Genomic DNA, 19759 nt, shown 5'->3' on the forward strand with positions numbered 1-19759 from the left:
CTTGCTGCCGAGGTTCGTTCCGAATTCAGCTCATGCGATTGGGCTCCGGTGCTCGACCAATGCCTTGGGCCGGAGCGCTCAGGCATGACGGCGCAGATGACCGGACCGCTCCGGAGCCTTCGGGAACTCGCCTGCACGAAAGCCATTGGGGTTCTGCAATTGCCAGCGCCAATGGTCCGCACACATTTGCTGCAAGGACCGCGTCGACGTCCAGCTCAGCGCATCCTTCGCAAAGGTCGGGTCGGCATAGCAGACGGCGACATCACCGGCCCGGCGCTCCACGATTTCATACGGGACGGGCCGCCCGCTCGCCGCTTCGAATGTGCGAACGACGTCCAAGACACTGTGCCCGTAGCCTGTTCCAAGGTTGACCGTGAGCAGACCGGGTTCTCTGAGTTGGCGTAAGGCACTCAAATGACCAGCTGCGAGATCGACCACATGAATGAAGTCGCGGACACCGGTGCCATCAGGCGTATCATAATCGCCTCCCCAAATCCGCAGCTTCTCCCGCCGTCCAATCGCCACCTGCGCGACAAACGGCAACAGGTTGCTGGGAACGCCCAACGGGTCTTCTCCGATGAGCCCGCTTTCGTGCGCGCCAGCCGGATTGAAGTAGCGCAGATTGGCGATGCGCCAACTGTCGTCAGACCTGTAGAGGTCCTTCAGCATCTGTTCGATCACGAGCTTTGTGCGGCCATACGGATTGGTGGGGCCGAGGGGATGCCTTTCGTCAATCGGCAGATATCTCGGTATCCCATAGACGGTCGCAGACGAGCTGAAGACGAGCGTCTTTACATTCGCCGTTTTCATGGCCAACACGAGCCGCATCGTTCCCAGGACGTTGTTCTCGTAATACGTCATGGGTCGTACATTGGAATCGCCCACCGCCTTCAGCCCTGCGAGGTGAATGACCGCGGTCACTCCGAAGTCACGAAGTATGTCGCCGATCACCTTTTCATCCCGGATATCGGCGTGCCGAAACACGAGCGAACGCCCGCAGATGGATTGCACGCGGTCCAGCGACGCCCTGGTGCTGTTGGAAAGATTGTCGACAGCGACGACGTCGAGCCCGGCGTCCAGCAATGCGATGCAGACGTGGGACCCGATGTAGCCGGCACCTCCGGTCACCAAGATCATCTCGGATACCTTCCGCACTCGCACCACCGTCCTCCGTGCGATGCCTGCATCGGCGCCGGCCAGGTTCTCCAGAGCCGACCTCGCAACAGCGCTTGCTGCGAGGAAGCCCCGGCGGCCCAGTGGAGGCTCGTCTCGGAACCGGCCAGAACGCGAACACCTTGATGCAGCATCACTTGTCTCTGAGCGTAGGCATCACACTACTTGCAAGCCGCGTCATGGGGTGGAGAGATTTCGAACCTTACGTATTACCTCTGATGGGACACCCGCGTTTCGTCCAGGTTCCCGATGCCGCAATCAATTCGACTAAGACTGACAGCGATCACGATTGTCGCACCACCCATGTTCAAGCGATCGCGCATCTGACGTTCCAGTCGGACCCGCTCTGGTTTCCAGCCCAGCAAGCTCGCGCTTATCATTTTTGCCCGACGCGAACCGAACCGCCGGCGATCGAACCGGTCCGGCCTGTCGCTGCCGGAGCATCCGAACTGCCCGGCCTCCGGGGAGGGACGGCAGGACCATCTTGGTATTGGAGGCTGACCTCGACGGCGTCACCCGGCTGCAGCTCGGTATCTTCATTCGCAATGATCCGGTCTTGCCCCTTATCGCCCTTCCTGATGATGGCAATCTCCGCGTTGTTGCCGGCTCCTTGCACGAGTTGCGATCGAACCATCGCAGTGTACTGAAGCTTCTCGCCGACGCTCTGCAGCTTCTCGCGAATTTCATTGAGCTTTACGCTGGTATCTTGCAGCTCGCGGAGCAGGTCGAGCTTGCGCTGGTCATCCAGCTTCGCGAGCTTCCTGACGAACTCGTCCTGCTGCTTCTTGACCTGCAGCAGTTGCGCAGAGGTTTGCAGCTTCCGGGTTGAAGACAGCAGCACCGCGCGACGCGCATCCGTAACGCGAGGGCTGATCAGGGAACCCTTGCTGAAGAGCTCGGTCGTTTTCTGCAGGTCTTCAAGATCGCCCTGAAGGCCCTCTTCATCCTTCTTCTGCTGGTCTGACAGCACCCGGATCTCGTCGTCTCCCTGTCGAATGCCGCGCTGGAGGAACGTCTTTTCCTGCTGATAATCACTTTGCTTGGTCTTCAGATATTCCGCTTCCGAATTAACGATTTCGGAAATTGCCGATCGAGCCAAGGGCGCATCCATCAAGGGGGCTGGACTGATCTGGGCTCCATCTCCAAGTTCGGTCTTGATGCGCCACATACGGGCCTGTTCTTTGGCCAGCTCCGTCCAAAGCGAACCATACTCGCTTCTGAGGTCTGCTGCCTCCAGATACGGGTTATTCATCTTGACCCGCATGATGTCGTAGCCGCCTGCCACGGCGACGAGCTGGCGCGCGGTGATAGACGGACGATACGGGTATTCACCCGGCTTCGATACATCCCCATTTACGTATAGGGGCTTGTATTCCGCGATGATCGTCGTGACCTCGTCTGCGTCAATCACGACGACCGTCTCACGGCCATCGGACGTCCGCTGCCGAAATACCTTGCGCGCAAGTGCAGCCCCGATTTTGGCGCGGATCTGTGGCAAGGGCAGGCCGGCCGCTGGAAGCGTTCCGACCAGAGGCAACGAAATCGTCCCGTCCATTTGAACGGGAGCACGATGCCGCAGCTCCGGCACGCCGGCCACCGCAACCTCCAGCACATCTCCGATGCTTACCAGATATTCCGCCTTTGCTTGAGTGACGGAAATTGTCAGGCCAACAGCCACCAAGGCCCATTTGATGCAACGACCCAGGTCGCTGCCAAAGACGTCGACATGGAAGCTATTGCGCAGTCTGGAGTTCGGCATGGCGTCATTTCCTGTGCGAACGTGGTCACCGAAGTGAGAGTCTTTCAAGCTTGTTCGCGGAAGGCAGCACGTCGACGTCGAGTAGCGTCCACACAGGCGATCCGCGGAATTACGTTCTCTTCTCTGGCGCCGAACCGCTCGGTGCCCTCCAACATACCAGTCGACGATTGCTGCCCGAATCTAGTCCCGTGCTGTCGTGGCTCAACCGACCATCGTAGTTACCCACTTATTGCCCCTCCCATCCGGTTTTCGCCAATTTCCATCCAGTTTGGCGTGCTTCATCAGTTTGCGGGCCTGTACCAGGCTTCCGGTCGATGGAGGTGCGGCAATCGCAGGCGCGTTGGAAGGCGGATTGGCCGCTCTCTTGCTATTGGTGACCGAGTTCCTGCTCGTAACCGAAGCGGGCCGTGGGCACGCAGATGACCATGATTGAAGAACCGTACGCATCGCCGCTTCACCGCCGATGATCACGCCGGCGCCAGGATTCACGAAGTGCAGGCGCTATCGGTGAACACGCTCGAACCGAGGTGCAAACTATTCTGATACGGAAGCACGATACTCACGGCGCCACATCTCCAGCATCATGAGCTGAAACAGACGGCGGCTTCCGCGCTCTGTCGACCGAAGTCTCGACAGGAAGCGCGCCAGGAACCGTTTGTCGAAAAGTGGCGAGCCGGTCGCGATGAGATCGTCCACGAGCGGTCTCCAAGGTCCCTTGAACCATTCATGCAGGGGGATGGAGAAACCCTGCTTTCGATGGCTATCAAAGTCGGGAGGTAGCCAGCGCTGCGCAAGAGCACGCAAGATGATCTTTCTTCGACCGTCCTCGAGCTTGAATGCTCCGGGTAATCGCCCAAAAGCAAACTCGACGATTCGATGATCCAGGAGGGGCGCGCGCACCTCCAGGGATGTGAGCATGCTGGCCCGATCGACTTTGACAAGAATGTCATCGGGCAGGTAGCTGCGGAACTCGGTGGCACAAATCGCATCTATGCCTGTGTAGGCTGTCTCCAATCCGGCGCGGCGAAGTTCCGGGGCAACCGACATCGGCCTGCCCGTCAGTCGCGAGCGCGTAATCGGATCAAGTAGTCGCGTCAGTGCTGTTTGTGGCTCATTCCAGCTTAGTAGCCCCAAGATCGCGTTGCGTCCTTCGATTCCCACGGGAATCGATTTTGCGGCGAGTGCTTCCAACCCGAGCCGATGCAGACCAAACTTCCGCAGTTGCGCGATCTTCAGAAGCCAAGGATGATGAATGTAGCCGCCGAAGAGTTCATCGCCTCCATCGCCTCCCAGGGCGACAGCGCATTCCTTTCGAATCGCGCGACTCACCAGGTAGGTGGGAAGCACTGAGTTGTCCGCGATTGGCTCGTCATATTGACGGATGAGCGAAGGCAAGAACTCGCCCGAGCCGGGCTCAGCCACGAGTTCGGTATGGTTTGATCCGAGATAATCAGCGACCCGACGCGCATGGCGCGACTCGTCGAAGCTCGGATAGTCTGGAAAGGCGACATTGAAAGTGCGAATAGGCTGTTCCGAACTTCTGACGGCTGCGGCAGCCACGAGGCTCGAATCAAGGCCACCGCTCAGCATGATGCCGATTGGCACATCGGCGATGAGCTGGCCTCGCACGCTCTGCGTCAGCAGGAGTTCGAGTTCGCTCGTGAGCTCTTGCAGATCGCTCCGTGCGGTGTCGGTGGCACGTATCGGTAGGTCCCAATATCTGCTGATCTGCAGCCGATCCAGATCGGGTTCGTAAGTCAGCCAATGTCCCGGCGGCAGTTTTGCAAATCCGTCGAGGATGCAAAGCGACCCGGAAACGTAACCATACGCCAGGTAATCGTCGAGCGCCTCGCGATTGACCCTCCGTGGGATATTCGGATCAACGAGAATAGCCTTCAGTTCCGACGCGAAAGCGAACCGCTTGTTCTTGTGCAAATAGAAAAGAGGCTTCTCGCCAGCTCGATCGCGAGTAACGAAGAGGCGTCGTTTGGCGCCGTCCCAGATCGCGAGCGCGAACATTCCGACCAAACGATCGAGGCACGCGGGGCCCCACGTTCGATACGCGGCGATCACGACCTCGGTATCGCTCGCGCTGCGAAAGCTATTGCCGCGCGCCTCGAGTTCGGCTCGAACGTCCTGAAAATTGTAAATCTCACCATTAAAAACAATTTGTATTTGGCCATCATCCGAACTCATTGGCTGATGACCGAGGGGGCTGAGATCGATTATGGCCAAGCGCCGATGACCTAAGCCGGCCCGCCGATCCGGACTGAGCCAGACACCAGAGTCGTCCGGGCCGCGGTGGGCAAGTGCATTGCACATCCCTTGCAGCAATTGAAAACTAACCGGCTTCTCGGCCTCGATTATGCCGGCAATTCCGCACATGCTTGCCCGATCATTTTTCTATACGAAAAGAACGATACTCGAAATGTTGCAAGTTACAGAGGAGGGGCGCTCTTCGTCAAATCTCCAGGGTTTAAGGAGCGGACAAAATCAATCACTGCATCCGCGCGCTTGGGGCTGCATCAGATGGTACACCGTAGAAGACGCCCCGTCCGTCGGTCCCGATGTACACTCGGCCTGAGACTTGCCGGTCACCCGCCATGGCCCCCGCTCCGTTTACGAGATCGCTCATCTGGTGTTGGGTGTCGTTGATGAGAACCCAGCTGGTGCCCATGTCGTCGGATCGAAAGATCCCCGTCATGTTCTCCACTGTGCCGTGGAGAAAGATCGTCGGGACATTCGACCCGTTCGGCGGTGCTCCGAAACTGAACATCAAGGCGGCGTTGACGTTGGCAAGCTTGACGAAGGTCTCGCCTGCGTTCGACGAACGATAAAGGCCCGAGGCACCGTTGCTCATCCAAACCTCCCCGTTCATTCCTGGGGCGGCTTCTACGACCTGCTGTCGCCAACCCGACGACTGAATAGTTGAGATGCTCTCGAATGTCGCCCCACCATCGGTCGAGCGGTAGAAATGGCCGCTCTCGTAGTCGTACAGGTAGAACTTGCTTCCATCTGTCCGGTCCGCGGCCAGCGGCTTGTTCTTGCTCCAGTAGTCCTTCCCTTCGACGGCGGTCGACGGCGCTCCAACCGATTGCGTCCACGAGGCGCCCAGGTCGGTCGAGTAGTAGGGAGCGCTGCCTTTCGGCAGCCATACGATCCGCCGTGACGTGGCCGAAACCGCCACCCGGCCGTCGAAGTTTCCGTTTGGGTAGGATGAAAAAGCCGTGAAGGTCTGCGCATTGTCGATGGAATAGCCACCGGCCGGCGAGGTGTCTCCAGGATGCCCCACCCGCACCACGAAGTCTGGATCCGCCTCCTCGAAATCGATTCCGGTGGAGGTGCCAAAGGGCGTATATCCCAACTCGTTGGGCGGTGGCGTGGTGAGAGAGGCGTTTCGGAAACCGATATGGTCAGCCACAGCTGACAGCAGGGGAGCGCGCCGGGGCGGGGACTTGACGTCGAAGACGACCATCTCTTCCAGCCCATTTACATAGCTCTGCCAAACTTGGCGCTTGGCGGTAATGTCGTCGGTGCGCCATACCCCGCCAGTGTCCGTGAACCAAACCCGCTTGGGATCGCCGGGATCAATTGCCATCGCCGACGGCCCATCGGCAAACTCGCTGTTGGGCAGCCACGGGACGGAGGAGGTGGCTCTCACGTTCCAGGAGGTCCAAGTGGCGCCGCCGTCCGTGGAGCGATACCAGCCGTAATGGCTCTCCATCGTCACCACGACGTTCGGATTGGTCGGGTCGGCGCTGATAGCCGAAAAGTTGCGCCTCTCGTGGGGCGGCGAGATGTTGGTCCAGGCGTTCCCGGAAAATTTCGCGATTCCGTCGTCGTGGGTCACGTAGAGGGTTCCATCAGAGGCGAGGGCCTCGCGGTGAGGGTCAACCGGGCTGCCGGCCATGAGGGTCCACGAGACCCCGGCGTCCATGCTGCGGTAGACGCCGCGGCCGCGTACGGCGGCATAGATTGTTGAAGAAGGCGATCCCGCCCTGCCTGTCGTGCGATCGACGGCCACGAAGGTGATCCCCACTCCTGCCGTGCCTTTGGGGAAACTCTCGACCCGCTGCCAACTTGCTGCGGCGTTGGTGCTCTTCCACAAGCCGTCGTTGCGTGAACCAAAGTAGAGGACGTTGCCGTCATTCGGATCCACAATCAGGCGCTCGCCGTTGAGCGCGCCCTTAAAATCGTTGCCGTTCATGACGACGTTTAGATTGGTGCGCTGCCATGTCTTGCCTTGATCTGTGGACTTGAGTACATCCCACGGTCCGCCGCGCCACCAATTGAACATCCCGCCAGCGAAGTAGACGTTGTTGGGGTTCGATGGATCGATAGCGATGCTCTCTCCGCCGAACAAATTCTGGTGCGAGAGCGGGAGCCAGTCGAGCAATGGAATCCAGCGCTGGTTGGCAGCATCCCACCGGTAGCATCCACCGACATCGGTGCGGATGTAGAGCAAGTTGGGGACGGATGGATGCGCGACGATTCCGGTGACGTACCCACCCCCGCCCCACTTCACGTTCGTCCACACGTATGGCTCGCTCTTGACGCGGCCTGCATGCGCGGCGGCGAAGCTTAGAGCGGCCAGCAGCGCTCCCAGACATGCTCGATGAATGAACCATGCGCTCCAGGCGCTCTTTGCCAGGGGTGCGTATCTTCCGGCCCGCTCACCAACGCCCAGCACCATCAACGGTGCGTGCGCTCGTTTCTTTTCCATACACCCTCCGTCTGCAATGAATTTCAAGTACCGCGATTGGCGGGCATTTGATGGTGTTTGTTTCGACCATTATGCAAACCCCGCTGAAATGTCGGCGCCAGCTGGTTCAGCCATTCGGCGTCACTTCCGCCGTTCTCGAAGGAGAGATATCAGCGACCAATGCATGTTCGTGAGCACAAAACCAAGCGTCACAGTTATCACAAAGATCGATGACTTCACGAAAAGGCGAAGAAAGACCGATGTGTCCAGCCCGGAGCAGAGGATGTGGACGACGAGAACGCCGACTGCGACGACAGCGATGACTTTACTACTCTGATCGAGCCGTATCAGTTGGGCGATGCTGGTTCCCAGCGCTTTGGCAACCATGCTCAAGGCCCAGCACTCCCAAACAACAAGGCTCATGGTGCTTCCTGCAACCACTCCGGCAAGACCGAAAAACTGCAGACCAAGAATGCTCAAGGCAATCGACAGCAGAAGGGATATTGTTCCAATTATTGCAGCCCGCCGGCCGAAGCCAAATACCTGAAGCAGATGGCCGGCCGCGAAGACGGTAGCCATCTGTCCCAGCAGATAAACGCGCATGAGCGGCACCGCCCCCAGATACTCGCGCGTATATATGAGTTCGACGAGTTCGTTCGCGGTCGAGATCAGCAACCCGAGGACTGGGGGCAGCATAAGTCCCAGCACGAGATATCCCTTCTGTATAAGGGAGCGAGCGTCATCAAGTTTGCCAGCCCCAACCAAGGAGCTGATCTTGGGTAAAAGAGCATCATTGAGAGGCTGGCGAGTCAGCGTTCCGACCAGCAGAACCGTCGATGCAATCGAGATAAGTGCAAAGGCCGTGTTCGAAAAGTTCGCCGCCACGACCCATTGGTCGGCCTGCACGCGCAAAAGGAAAAGTCCCTGGGCGACAGCAAAGGGCAACGAATAGTTCAATTGCATGCGTGCGAGTTGTCGGTCGAATGCGAGGCCAGGTTCCTCCGCGGCAAACAGAGCGTAGATGAGCGCTATTCCGACTTTCACCGCAGCCACGCCGCACATGGCTACCAGAACCCAGGCCACGTCGCGCGAGGCGACTGCCGAACCTGCCAATGCCGCCGCCCTGATTATTGCAAAGCCCACCGTTGTGCCGGCCTGCCACTCCGTCTTGCCATCCGCGTTCGGTAATACGTCGAGGATAGACGCCAATATCCAGGTCCCGACGAAAATCTGCACAAGCGGCGAGTAGCGCTGCAAGCCGGCGATCGAACCAGGCAAGACGGGCATCAGGATCAGAAGCGAGAGAACCGATAGACCACCGAGCGCGAACAGGCTTAGTAGCGTGTTCCCCACCAGCTTGGGCCGGGCTCCGGGAGCGGCGCGCGGCAGGAAATAAATCAGGGACTGCGGCAAGAAGAGGGTAAACAGGATCAACCCTGTCGAGGCAACCAACCACATCAGGCGGTAGTCCCCAAACTCCTGCTGGGTCAGGTGGCGGACCAGGATGACCGGCAGCGCCATTTGCATGGCATACTCGAACACCCCTGCAGCAGCCAGAAAACCAGCCTTGCGGCGAATCCCCGACGTCGTGCCGCTCGCGCCCGCCTCCATGGGCCCTTGTCCAGCAGGTTTTCGTGCTGCGAGTGCTTCCGTCATGGGGAAATGAGGCCATGCACGCGCTGACGCGCATGCATGCCATCCCTCCTGCGTCGATCGCCGTCGATCAGGAACCACATCGTTACACCGGTTTGCTCGACACGCGTCATTTCTTCCTTTGGTGAACCGCTTCCTCGATTGCTGCGAGGTAGGGTTTCAGCACAACGTGATCGCCATGTACTCGATTCATGTAGCTCGTGCATCGCTCGGACGCCTTTCGCCATTCCGTTTCATCGGCAACCAAGTGATCGATAACTTGAGCCATCTCATCGATGGACTGGGGGGAGGCACCCAGGCCTTCGCGCCTGATAAGTCCATCAGGATCAAAAAACGATACTACAGGAACACCGCGACGCCAGGACTGAAGAAAGGAATTGGGAAAACCCTCGGTATGCGACGTATTGACGAAAATCTTGGCGCGGTCATAGAGATCTCCGACGTCGTGATAAGGCACGCGACCGTAAAACGTCAGGTTCGGAAGGTCCTTCGCGGCAGACTCGATCTTGCTGTACAGCTCGGAATAGCCAGGCTGTGGACCGCCAACCATGTGGATTTGTCGCGAAGGCATGCGACGCGCCAACTCGATGGCGAGCTCGGGGCGCTTGAAGTCACGCAGGTTATTGACCCAAAGGATGTCCAAGTCGCGCTGATCACGATCCAGCTGCCGATCCGGCGGATCCACCAGCATGTCAGCGACCACGCTCGTCAAACCGTAATTTTCCAAGAGCGAGCGTTGCTGGCCGGAGTGCTGGCAAAGAACACTGTCGGCCCTCCTCAATCCGTATTCGTAGAGCTTTTTGTCTCGCCTGTAGCGTATCAGCAACTTCTCTGGATCGGCATCCGTGTCATGTGCCAATCGGTGGACGAGACCACGTCCATGCCGGCGGCAGAACATCGCGACCAAGCCGACACGCATGGCGGCACTGCTTGTGTAGTAGACGTCGGCATCGGCTCGCATCAGCGCCGCCCACGTTGCGGTCCAACGTGGATAAGCAAAACGGAGTACCGGAAGACCCGCTTCCGCACGATACGTTTTGTAGGTTGTGACGCCATGCCAGGTTTCTGCGTCGGGCTGACCATAATCCCCGACGACAATGCAAACCTGGTACCCACGAGCAGCGAGTGCTTTCGCGAGCAGCGTCTGTTGGACCTCCTCCCCACCAATACCATGGCGATTGTATTCCGGCGCAAGGACCGGGAGGTTTTCATGTCCGACGAAACACACCTTCATGGCTGCGGTCTTTTGGCCGAATAGGTTGAGTGGGCTTGGCCGAGGGCAAGCCCGTAACACAACCAAAGGGCCACCTGCGGGTAGGTCGGCACAAATCGGTCATCCGTCAGTCCCTGGACGGCGAGACATATCAGGCAAACGACCCCACCTTGGAAAATCCCGCGCCATAGTGGATCAGGATGGTTCTTCGCGAGGTGCCTGAACATCGTCCAAGCCGACCAGAAGAAGGCTGCAACGACTGCACCGCCCACGATCCCCAGATCGAGAAGAACGCCGAGATAAGCGCTATGGGGGTGTCCCACCGGCAGCATGGCTCCCTGGATATTGGGAGTGGCCCACTGGGTCGAACCGAGGCCATGCCCGAGGATGGGCGCTTCCCACAGCGTTGGCAATAGCGGGAGCCAGATCATGTCCAGGCGACCGGCCGAGATTGCCTGGGTATCCTCTGTCTGGAAACCCGTCGTCGCCCGTTCGACGAAGGCGTCCGGCAATATCAAGGCGACAGCGACGGTGAACGACAGTGCAAGACCAATCTGGCCTGTTCGGCGCCGGGTGATCAGATAATGTCCAACGATGATGGCAAGACCGACAAAGGCGCCTCGAGAAAAGGTCAGGGCCGCCGTCGCGGCAACGACGATAGCGCATGCAAAAAGCATCAGGCGCGGAAGCGGTCGGGAGGCGGCGGCCGCCGTGTGGAGCAGGATCGCAAACCCCAAGTTCGCCATGAGGCCGATCTCATTGGCGTGCATTCCAGTCCAATTGAGAAAACCACGCTCTCCCGCGGACGCGAGGCTGTCCAGGCTGATGCCGTTGCCAACGACGTCGCTCACGACGAGCACGAAGAAGCTGACGAGTGCACCAGCGAGCGCCCAGATCAGAGCCTGCCCATTTCCATTCCGCGAGACCACAGCCGCCAGCCAAGCCACGATAAGGATAACCATCGGCTTGGCGAAACTGTCGAGCAAGTACGCGGTCACGGTCAAAGGCTCCTCGCCTGGAATCGTGATTGCGTGCTCTGCCGAACCGGACCCGTTGTAGGCGGCAAGTGCAATGAGTGCGACATATACCAGCAGGGTCAGCGGCAGCCGGGGAAACCGAACGGCCTCTCGGAGACAAGCCAAGCATAGAGACAAGAACGTGAGCACGAGCAGGCAATTTTCCGGGTTAAGTCCCGTTACCCCGAATACCTGACGCGGAACCATTTGGGTCGACGCGAAAGGCAAGAGTAACACCAATAGCCAGACTCCATTCCGGTAGTTGGCGAGGACCACCGCCGCGGCAATCGGCAACGAAAAAAGGAAAAAGGGAATCGCTCCCCCGACCATTGCCGTCAATCCGCCCCCGATCGCGCCAAAGATCCCAACGAGAATCAGGAGCAAAGTGTCGGCTCGCAATAGCGGGACGGAGCTGGAATTCGAGAAGGAGCCGTTCATCTGTCGATCGCCGTGTTGTCGAATGACCCTTTGTGCGCCGTCATCGTCAGCGACATCACGGATGACGAAGTCACGCCGTCAATCGAACCCGGCATTATCGATTACCAGCAGCCGATGTCATTCGCGACAGGATTGAGATAGTGCGTGAGAGTCGCCGTCTCGCGCTTCATATGCAAGCGTCTGATGCGGCGCGAACTCTGCGAATTGGAGGTAATCCCTTTACCAGCGCGCCAGGGCGCGTCCCGCAATGCCCCCAGACCAGAGAGCCGCGTCCGATCTTCATTGCAGCAGATAGCAATCTGCTGGGAGCATCATGCATGGTGCAATTGGTCGAAACAGCGCGGCCACGCTCGATTACGATGCGCCTCCGGGCTACAGGCGGAAACGAAACAGGCCGCTGACCCCGTAACTGTCACGAAGTTCCGACAGATATCGCCGAGCCGCCACCCGAAGTCGGTATGAGACCGATTCGGATTTCCGGAAAGCATCCGGCTGTTCGTGATAAACGCAGCGTATGTCTACCGTTCTTCCGGGCGGGATATCGACGATCACTTCAAGACATCCATCCATGTATTCGTGCGCAACGACCTCCTGGTTGACTGTAACATTTTTCAAGGAGACGACCTGCGGCCCTTCCTTCACAATCCGGATCCGTCGCGTCACCGCCTCCATGTTCTCGATGCGGAGTTGTTCAGCAAACATCCTTACTATGCTCGTTGCATCGTCGGGCTTGATACTGTAGCTGCGGCAAACGGCGTGCCCGAGAGTCCGCCAACAGAGCTTCCATCGCAACGATGCAAGCTGCCGAAGGAATTCCGCTAGTTCGCTGCCGTGCCCCCGGAAAATGTCGTGATGCCCGGCGATGAAACACGGCTTGCCCAGGATTCCGTCAAATGCGAAGTTTTCAATGCCATGTTGAATGTACCGCCGGGTAAAAATCGAGAATCCCCCATAGCGGACGAAGGCGACACTCCACAGGTCGGCAAGTGTCGTTTCGTTCAATGCCTCATCGGCTGGTGCGACTTCGGTGTTCACGGCCGCAACGAAGCCGTTTCGCTTGAGAGCCGATAGTGCCTCGGGCGAAAATGCCCCTTGCGGGAAAACCATCACATTTTCATGATCAAGCGCGGTGTTGCTGAGAAGGGACTGCATGCGACGCTTGGCGGTCTTCAGCTTTCTGTCGAGCAGCTCGGCTGAGCGGGCTGCAAATTCACCACGGGTGTGATCGCAGCCGTGCACACAGACGGACAGTTTTCCGCTATTTTTCCGAAAGGCGGCCACGGTGTCGTGATTTGTTCGTTGCCAGTTCCATGGAATGAAAGCGACGGTCGTCGCGAACGTCTGCTTGTCGGCCAATTGCAGTAGCTCGCCAAAATCGAGACAGCCGTACCTGGGCCACAGGGGCGGATCGTCGATGATCAGGCACGCGCTTGTTTCGGAAGTGGTCCAGCAGACGTCGCGGAACGACCACTTCAGATACAGCACGACTGGCACCGCACCGGCGAAACGCTTCTTTACATCAAAATAGGTCGCAGCGCGTTCGCGAATGTCCACCATCGCTAACGACGCATCGACAAAAAAACGCACGCCACACCGAGCAAATCCGGCGAACAGATGTCCCTCGGATGCCCCGACGATGCTCTGCAGTTCGTCGCCATCCCGAATGACGAGCGCCGCGTCCGCCGCGCCGGGCTCGAGTTGGATCTGCAGGGCCGACATTGGGCCGCACATCTTAGGAAAATCATCAGTGACGGACACGGTTGTCGGCCGCGCGTCGATGCCGCGGATGTCCGCCTCCGGGTCTCCCGTGATCCGGCGCAGCAGAGCTCGGCAGGGATCCTCAGGTCGAAATCCATAGACGAACACGGAAGCCGCTGCCGCCAAAAAAGCCGGAAACGTTCCTGCCTTGCAGGACTGCAAGGTCTCGGCGAGACAGCGCGCGGAAGTCAGGATGGAGAACTGCGGATGACTTGCCGTCAACGAGGCGACCTTGTCCGCGCTCGCTTCGCTGACCGTCAGCGCCGTCCAGGGAATGCCGAAAAATTCCAGGATTTCCGTTAGATTGCGATCCTCGGGCGATGGAGCGTCGTCGTTACGGAGCATGAGCGCGATCGAAGAACCCCTGTCCATGGCGTCGGCACTCCATCCCGGTTGTCGCATCATTCCTCGGCAAGGCCAGCGGACACCCTGCGGATCGTCCGGGACCTCGAGACTGTGCTCCTGTTTGGCGAGTCCTATATGAAAGATCGCCAGGTTTCCACTGAAGGACGCCGGCGCATTGGTATGGTTCTCCATCAGCGCTGGGCTATGCAACCAAGGTTCTTGATCGTCAAAACCGCCGATGCGGGTCGGTCGTCGGAGGCCTCACCTTTAACCAGCAGCCCGAGTTAGTTGGCCGATCTGTAAATCCGCAGTTCGCGCTAAGCTTTCAAGCCGCCGCGCTGTCGTTCGGCGCCCTCCGCTCGGGCACGCCGGCAAAAAACGATCCAGGAATTCATGGATCAAAACACCCAGCTCCGTGTCGCAACCGGCGCGGCCGTTGCGCTGAAGAACCACTGGAATGACAAGGCTTTAGATATCTGATCAGCCGATCGGCCACTTTGGCTTTAACCCACGCTAAAAGGGGGAGGCGCGGGATGTTCCAACATGTGTACTCCAAAAGAGCATAGATCATAATCCATGATCTACCGCAGCGCGCGCGAGCAATCCGTTATCTTTGCAGGAATTGGACGCTGAGCGCCTTCAAACAAGGAGCCAACATGGCGAATAAAGTCGCGCAAATCCGGACCGCGAACGGCAGCCCGTCGCTCGCCGTCATCGGTTGCGGCTACTGGGGTTCGAAACACATCCGTGTCAGCTGCGATATACGCGACGCAAGGCTGTCGATGGCCGTTGATCCACGCCCTGACAGATTGGAATATATCCGTTCACAGTATCCGTCGGTCGGCGTTTCGCGTGACATCGGCGCGGTGCTGAATAACCCTTCTATAGACGGGGTCATCGTCGCCACCCCTGTGGAGACGCACTTTGAATTGGCGCGAGCGGTGCTCCAGGCCGGAAAGCACGCGCTCGTCGAGAAGCCGTTGGCAATGACTAGCGCGCAATGCCGCGAGTTGAATGCGATCGCCGAACAGCGCAAGTGTGTGCTAATGGTCGGGCATACGTTCGAGTATCACCCTGCGGTCGGCGTCATGCGCCAGATGATCCAGAGTGGCTCTCTGGGCGAGCTCTATTACATTGACTCGCGGCGCCTAAACCTCGGTCTCTATCGGCAGGACGCCAATGTCCTCTGGGACTTGGCGCCGCACGACCTCTCGATCATCTTCTGTTTGCTGGAGGAGGTCCCGCAGACCATCGGCGCCTGGGGTTGCGCGCACGTTCTGCCCAACGTCGAGGACGTCGTTTACGCCAAGATGGGCTTCAAGAGCGGCCCGACCGCCCACGTCCATGTTTCCTGGTTGGATCCGGTCAAGGTGCGCCAGATCACAGTCGTCGGAAGCGATGCGATGCTGGTGTTTGACGACGTGCAGCCGTCCGAGAAAGTGCGCGTTTACCAGAAGCGATTCAGGCCGCGGATCACCGGCGACTCCTATGCCGACTTCCAGTCTGCCTATCATCACGGCGACGTGCATATCCCCGCCATATCCAGCACCGAACCGCTGAAACTAGAGGTGCTCGACTTCGTCAACGCGATCACGACCGGGCAACGGCCGCGCGCGGATGGAATGCACGGGTTGCGGGTTGTCGAAGCGCTCGAGGCGGCATCGGCGTGCCTGCGGCTCAAACACAAACACGGTGGCAATGGTAAGGATCAACGAATGTTTCGGCGGCGGAATCTGCCGGCGGGAGGTCCCGAAATTGCCGTCGCATGAGGCCCCGCGACCGTCCCTACGGGAGTTGGGCAAGCGGGCGCTCGACGTCGCGATCAGCGTTCTTGCGATCGTGCCACTGGCCCTCGTCTTCATCGTGGTGTGGATAGCAATCCGTCTCGACAGTCCGGGGCCAGCACTCTTTCGCCAACGTCGCATCGGGCGAGACGAGAAGCCGTTCGACTGCTTCAAATTCCGGACACTCCGCCACAACGCTGACGAAAACGTCCATCGCGATGCGATCCGGAGAGCTTGGGCAAAGGAACCTCTCTCGAACGACCCCGCCGCCCCATACAAGCTGACCGACGATCCTCGCGTGACGCGCGTGGGACGGTTGCTGCGGAGAACCAGCCTGGACGAGTTGCCTCAACTCCTCAATGTATTGCGGGGCGAAATGAGCATCGTTGGTCCGCGGCCGGCGATACCTTATGAACTCGAATACTTCCGGGACTGGCACCATAAGCGTCACATTGTGAAGCCCGGAATAACCGGAATTTCCCAGGTGCGCGGTCGGGGTCGAGTCAGCCCGGAGGTGATGCTCGAGATGGACGTCGAGTATGCAATGAACTGGACCTTATGGACCGACCTGAAGTTGATTGCCCTGACGTTTCCCGCGGTGCTGCGGGGGCGCGGTGCCCGATGACGCTCTCAATTGAATAAAGACGGATTCTCGTGAGGTTCGAAAAATGCATATTCCGTTTGTCGATCTCAAAGCGCAATATGAGACGCTAAAAGACGAGGTGGCCGAAGCAATTCGGGGCGTGCTCAACTCCGCGCAGTTCATAGGCGGCGAGCCACTTGCCTCGTTCGAAAGCGATTTCGCCGCGTATTGCCAGGTGCGCTATGCGCGCGGTGTGGCGAGCGGCACGGACGCGCTTCATCTGGCGCTCCGGGCCCTGGGTATCGGTCATGGCGACGAGGTGATTACAACCGCCCATACCTTCATTGCCACAGCGGCCGCAATCGTGTCGACGGGAGCGCGACCCGTGTTCGTCGATATCGATCCGGGCACCTCCACGATTGATCCCAAGATGATCGAGCGCGCCGTAACGGAGCGTACAAGAGCGATCATCGCGGTCCACCTGTTCGGGCAGCCAGCCGACATGGGTCCAATCAAGGACATCGCACGGCGGCGTGGCCTGTATGTACTCGAAGACGCAGCCCAGGCGCACGGGGCGGAATATCAGGGGGTCCGAACCGGGGCGCTCGGCGACGTTGCATGTTTCTCATTTTACCCCGGGAAGAACCTCGGGGCCTATGGGGATGGCGGAGCGATCACTACGAACAATCGAGCGATCGCCGAGCGGATCGAACGACTGCGTGACCACGGTCGAACCACGCATTACACCCACGCTGAGGTGGGGTTCAACAGCCGGCTAGACGCGCTCCAGGCCGCCGTCCTGCAGATCAAGCTTCGGCATCTGGATGAATGGAACACCAGTCGGCGTCGCGCTGCCGAGTGGTACGCCGCGGAATTTGCGCAGTCGGAGATCAAGACGCCGTCCGTTCGAACGGGGTCGACGCACGTCTTCCACTTGTATGTGATCACCACGAACGATCGTGACGCAATGCGAAACAAGTTAGAGGAAGCTGGCGTGGCGACCGGGATCCATTATCCGTTGCCGCTCCACCTACAGCCTGCTTTCGAACATCTCGGTTACAGGCAGGGCGACTTGCCGTGCTGCGAAGCGATGGCGGCTCGATCATTGTCCTTGCCGATGTTCCCCGAGCTCACACGCGACCAGGTGCGCCGTGTCGCCGCGATTGCGCGCGCTGCGGCCGAGGGGGACGATCACAAGAACGTGCAGCGGAAGCCGACGTACTCGCCCGCCGCTCTGCAGGCCGAGGTCGAGAAGGAGTGGTGATGAATCGAATCAGTACATGGGCGGTGGTCGAGACCGAGACGATCGGTGAGGCCGTGACGATCGCCGAGTTCGCCGTGGTGCGACCTGATGTCACGATTGGCAACGGCGTGGTCATTCACCCGCATGTCGTGATCGAGAGCGGCGCCAGAATCGGGGACAACGTCGAAATCTTTCCGGGGGCCTATGTCGGAAAGACGCCTAAGGGAGCCGGCGCGTTGTCGCGCCCGCCGCATTTCGAGACGTGGGTCGACATCGGTGCTAACTGTTCTATCGGGCCGCACTCGGTAATCTTCTACGACGTCTCGGTCGGCGCGGGGACCCTAATTGGTGACGGCGCCTCGATCCGTGAACAATCGCGGATCGGCTCGAAGAGCGTTATCGGACGCTACGTCACGGTCAATTACAACACGCAAATCGGCGATCGCGTCCGGGTGCAGGATCACACCTGGTTGGCGGGCAATATGACGATCGAAGACGACGTGTTTGTTTCGGGCTGCGTCGGCACGTCGAACGACAATGCGATCGGCCGCAACGGCTACGATGGCTCGCCCATGCTCGGGCCCCATATCGCGCGGGGCGCGGCGATCGGCCTGGGAGCCAACCTGCTGCCCGGCGTCAGAATCGGCGTTGGCGCGATCGTCGGCGCCGGTGCGGTGGTGACGAAGGACGTGCCCGACGGTGTCCTCGTGATGGGCGTGCCGGCGGAGATCCGACGACGGCTCAGGGAGGCCAGCGGCGCAGAGCTGTGACGAACTGGCAGTCCGCGCCAAGCGTCGAGCCAAGAGAATTCTAGTCGAGAGGATTCTCCGCGTCGCCAACGGATTTCAACCCATGTCAAAGTCCTGATTTGGGTTGGCGCTGCGACTGCGGTCATAAGGTCGGGTGAAGGAATGCTGAATCCGTCAAGGCCCGCGATCAGGGTGCTGCATATAACCGACGCGTTGGGCTCCGGGGGCAAGGAGCGGCAACTCGTTGAATTGCTGCGCGGGTTCAACAAAATAGATGGGTTCACGAACGAACTGGTCGTTCTTTCAGATACCATCCACTACGATGAGGTTATGTCACTGGGAATAAAAATACACATCTTCAAAAGAAGCCGAAAATGGGACTTCAGCATTTTCGAAAAGCTTTATAGCCTGGTGAGACGATACCGACCGAATATAATATATTCGTGGGAGTCGATGTGTTCGGTGTATGCGTCACCGATTGCCCTGATATCCGGATCGGCTTTGATCAACGGGATGATACAAAACGCACCGCTGTATTTGAATTTGAAAGATTATACGTATCGACGTTTCCTTCTGACGGCTCCGTTTTCAAGTGTAATATTGGCAAATTCGGCGGCAGGACTGCGAGCTTTTCGAGTTGATGGAAGAAAAGGTCTTTGCATACGAAACGGTTTTAATTTTGATCGAGTAAACGATCTTCCGGACGTTGACGAGGTCAAGCGTTCGATGGACATAAGAACCAAACACGTAGTCGGTATGGTCGGACGATTCCATCGAGAGAGAGACTACGATACGTTTTTCAAGGCGGCAAAATTGGTGTGCAGCGAGCGGGAGGACATAACATTCGTCGCTGTGGGCGAAGGTCCGGATCTGGAAAGCTTCAAGCAGCGTTTGAAGTGCGACGGTCATTCGAACATACGCATTCTGGGAGCCAGAAAACGGGTCGAAGAAATCATAAAAACCTTTTCCGTCGGAGTCTTGGTTTCAACAAACGGAGAGGGAATATCTAATGTGATCCTAGAGTACATGGCGCTGGAAAAGCCTGTCATAGCCACAGACGCGGCGGGCAATCGCGAAGTTGTCAAGGACGGAGAGAGTGGATTCCTGATCCCATCCGGAGACGAAAATGCACTGGCGTCGCGGATAAAGGAAATTGTCGACCGTCCTGACTTTGGAAGCGCGTTCGGTCGTGCAGGACGCGCGCTGGTCGAGCAGAAGTTCGGGATTGAACAAATGGTGCAGAGGCACGTTGAGTTGTTCCGGCAGTTGGCAAGCGGGAATAGTGCTTTCTGTTGAGGTGGGACTGCGAGCGGCCGGCGCAGCCGGAGACCTTGCAACGTTCG

General features: G+C 58.8%; 13 protein-coding genes. 5 read left to right on the forward strand and 8 right to left on the reverse strand.

Going from position 1 to position 19759, the window contains the following annotated elements; genetic code table 11:
- Positions 1-78: 78 nt before the first annotated feature.
- From galE to ACVWZ4_RS24365, 8 genes are all read right to left on the reverse strand, one after another.
- On the reverse strand, positions 79-1137 hold the full coding sequence (gene galE / locus ACVWZ4_RS24330) for a UDP-glucose 4-epimerase GalE (protein ID WP_456735651.1): 1059 nt from the start codon (positions 1135-1137) through the stop codon (positions 79-81).
- 412 nt (positions 1138-1549) lie between these two features.
- Positions 1550-2932 (reverse strand): polysaccharide biosynthesis/export family protein, encoded by a 1383-nt coding sequence (locus ACVWZ4_RS24335; protein WP_456704484.1) that lies wholly within the window; start codon positions 2930-2932, stop codon positions 1550-1552.
- A 534-nt stretch (positions 2933-3466) separates the two neighbouring features.
- The gene (gene asnB / locus ACVWZ4_RS24340) at positions 3467-5317 is read right to left on the reverse strand and encodes an asparagine synthase (glutamine-hydrolyzing) (protein WP_456704483.1); all 1851 of its coding nucleotides are present in this window, start codon (positions 5315-5317) and stop codon (positions 3467-3469) included.
- Positions 5318-5429: 112 nt separating this feature from the next.
- Positions 5430-7655, reverse strand: a complete 2226-nt coding sequence (locus ACVWZ4_RS24345; protein ID WP_456741375.1) for a WD40/YVTN/BNR-like repeat-containing protein — start codon at positions 7653-7655, stop codon at positions 5430-5432.
- 120 nt (positions 7656-7775) lie between these two features.
- A complete protein-coding gene (locus ACVWZ4_RS24350; protein WP_456741376.1) occupies positions 7776-9245 on the reverse strand; it encodes a lipopolysaccharide biosynthesis protein in 1470 nt (489 codons plus the stop codon).
- A 151-nt stretch (positions 9246-9396) separates the two neighbouring features.
- Positions 9397-10521: a glycosyltransferase family 4 protein gene (locus tag ACVWZ4_RS24355; protein ID WP_456735648.1), complete on the reverse strand. Its 1125-nt coding sequence runs from the start codon at positions 10519-10521 to the stop codon at positions 9397-9399.
- Positions 10518-11954 (reverse strand): O-antigen ligase family protein, encoded by a 1437-nt coding sequence (locus ACVWZ4_RS24360; protein WP_456704479.1) that lies wholly within the window; start codon positions 11952-11954, stop codon positions 10518-10520. Before ACVWZ4_RS24360 ends, ACVWZ4_RS24355 begins: the two co-directional genes overlap by 4 nt.
- A gap of 372 nt (positions 11955-12326) precedes the next feature.
- Positions 12327-14084: a hypothetical protein gene (locus tag ACVWZ4_RS24365; protein ID WP_456790374.1), complete on the reverse strand. Its 1758-nt coding sequence runs from the start codon at positions 14082-14084 to the stop codon at positions 12327-12329.
- A gap of 629 nt (positions 14085-14713) precedes the next feature.
- Between ACVWZ4_RS24365 and ACVWZ4_RS24370 the strand changes: the two genes are divergently transcribed.
- The 5 genes from ACVWZ4_RS24370 to ACVWZ4_RS24390 all read left to right on the forward strand — a co-directional run bounded on the left by ACVWZ4_RS24370 (position 14714) and on the right by ACVWZ4_RS24390 (position 19712).
- The gene (locus tag ACVWZ4_RS24370; protein WP_456704477.1) at positions 14714-15826 is read left to right on the forward strand and encodes a Gfo/Idh/MocA family protein; all 1113 of its coding nucleotides are present in this window, start codon (positions 14714-14716) and stop codon (positions 15824-15826) included.
- Positions 15813-16466, forward strand: a complete 654-nt coding sequence (locus tag ACVWZ4_RS24375) for a sugar transferase (protein WP_456704476.1) — start codon at positions 15813-15815, stop codon at positions 16464-16466. The genes ACVWZ4_RS24370 and ACVWZ4_RS24375 overlap by 14 nt, the downstream gene beginning before the upstream one ends.
- 43 nt (positions 16467-16509) lie before the next feature.
- Positions 16510-17688, forward strand: a complete 1179-nt coding sequence (locus ACVWZ4_RS24380) for a DegT/DnrJ/EryC1/StrS family aminotransferase (RefSeq protein ID WP_456763710.1) — start codon at positions 16510-16512, stop codon at positions 17686-17688.
- 23 nt (positions 17689-17711) lie between these two features.
- Positions 17712-18437, forward strand: coding sequence for an acyltransferase (locus ACVWZ4_RS24385; RefSeq protein ID WP_456704474.1), 726 nt, complete (start codon positions 17712-17714; stop codon positions 18435-18437).
- A gap of 141 nt (positions 18438-18578) precedes the next feature.
- Complete coding sequence (locus ACVWZ4_RS24390) at positions 18579-19712, forward strand: glycosyltransferase (protein WP_456741380.1); 1134 nt, start codon at positions 18579-18581, stop codon at positions 19710-19712.
- The last annotated feature ends 47 nt before the right edge of the window (positions 19713-19759 follow it).

Source organism: Bradyrhizobium sp. USDA 4472 (genome assembly GCF_054058595.1).

What these genes read in the sequence shown, in the direction of transcription:
- galE (WP_456735651.1), bottom strand. Translation starts at nt 1,137, where the DNA reads ATGATCTTGGTGACCGGAGGTGCCGGCTACATCGGGTCCCACGTCTGC.
- ACVWZ4_RS24335 (WP_456704484.1), bottom strand. Translation starts at nt 2,932, where the DNA reads ATGCCGAACTCCAGACTGCGCAATAGCTTCCATGTCGACGTCTTTGGC.
- asnB (WP_456704483.1), bottom strand. Translation starts at nt 5,317, where the DNA reads ATGTGCGGAATTGCCGGCATAATCGAGGCCGAGAAGCCGGTTAGTTTT.
- ACVWZ4_RS24345 (WP_456741375.1), bottom strand. Translation starts at nt 7,655, where the DNA reads ATGGAAAAGAAACGAGCGCACGCACCGTTGATGGTGCTGGGCGTTGGT.
- ACVWZ4_RS24350 (WP_456741376.1), bottom strand. Translation starts at nt 9,245, where the DNA reads ATGGAGGCGGGCGCGAGCGGCACGACGTCGGGGATTCGCCGCAAGGCT.
- ACVWZ4_RS24355 (WP_456735648.1), bottom strand. Translation starts at nt 10,521, where the DNA reads ATGAAGGTGTGTTTCGTCGGACATGAAAACCTCCCGGTCCTTGCGCCG.
- ACVWZ4_RS24360 (WP_456704479.1), bottom strand. Translation starts at nt 11,954, where the DNA reads ATGAACGGCTCCTTCTCGAATTCCAGCTCCGTCCCGCTATTGCGAGCC.
- ACVWZ4_RS24365 (WP_456790374.1), bottom strand. Translation starts at nt 14,084, where the DNA reads ATGGACAGGGGTTCTTCGATCGCGCTCATGCTCCGTAACGACGACGCT.
- ACVWZ4_RS24370 (WP_456704477.1), top strand. Translation starts at nt 14,714, where the DNA reads ATGGCGAATAAAGTCGCGCAAATCCGGACCGCGAACGGCAGCCCGTCG.
- ACVWZ4_RS24380 (WP_456763710.1), top strand. Translation starts at nt 16,510, where the DNA reads ATGCATATTCCGTTTGTCGATCTCAAAGCGCAATATGAGACGCTAAAA.
- ACVWZ4_RS24390 (WP_456741380.1), top strand. Translation starts at nt 18,579, where the DNA reads ATGCTGAATCCGTCAAGGCCCGCGATCAGGGTGCTGCATATAACCGAC.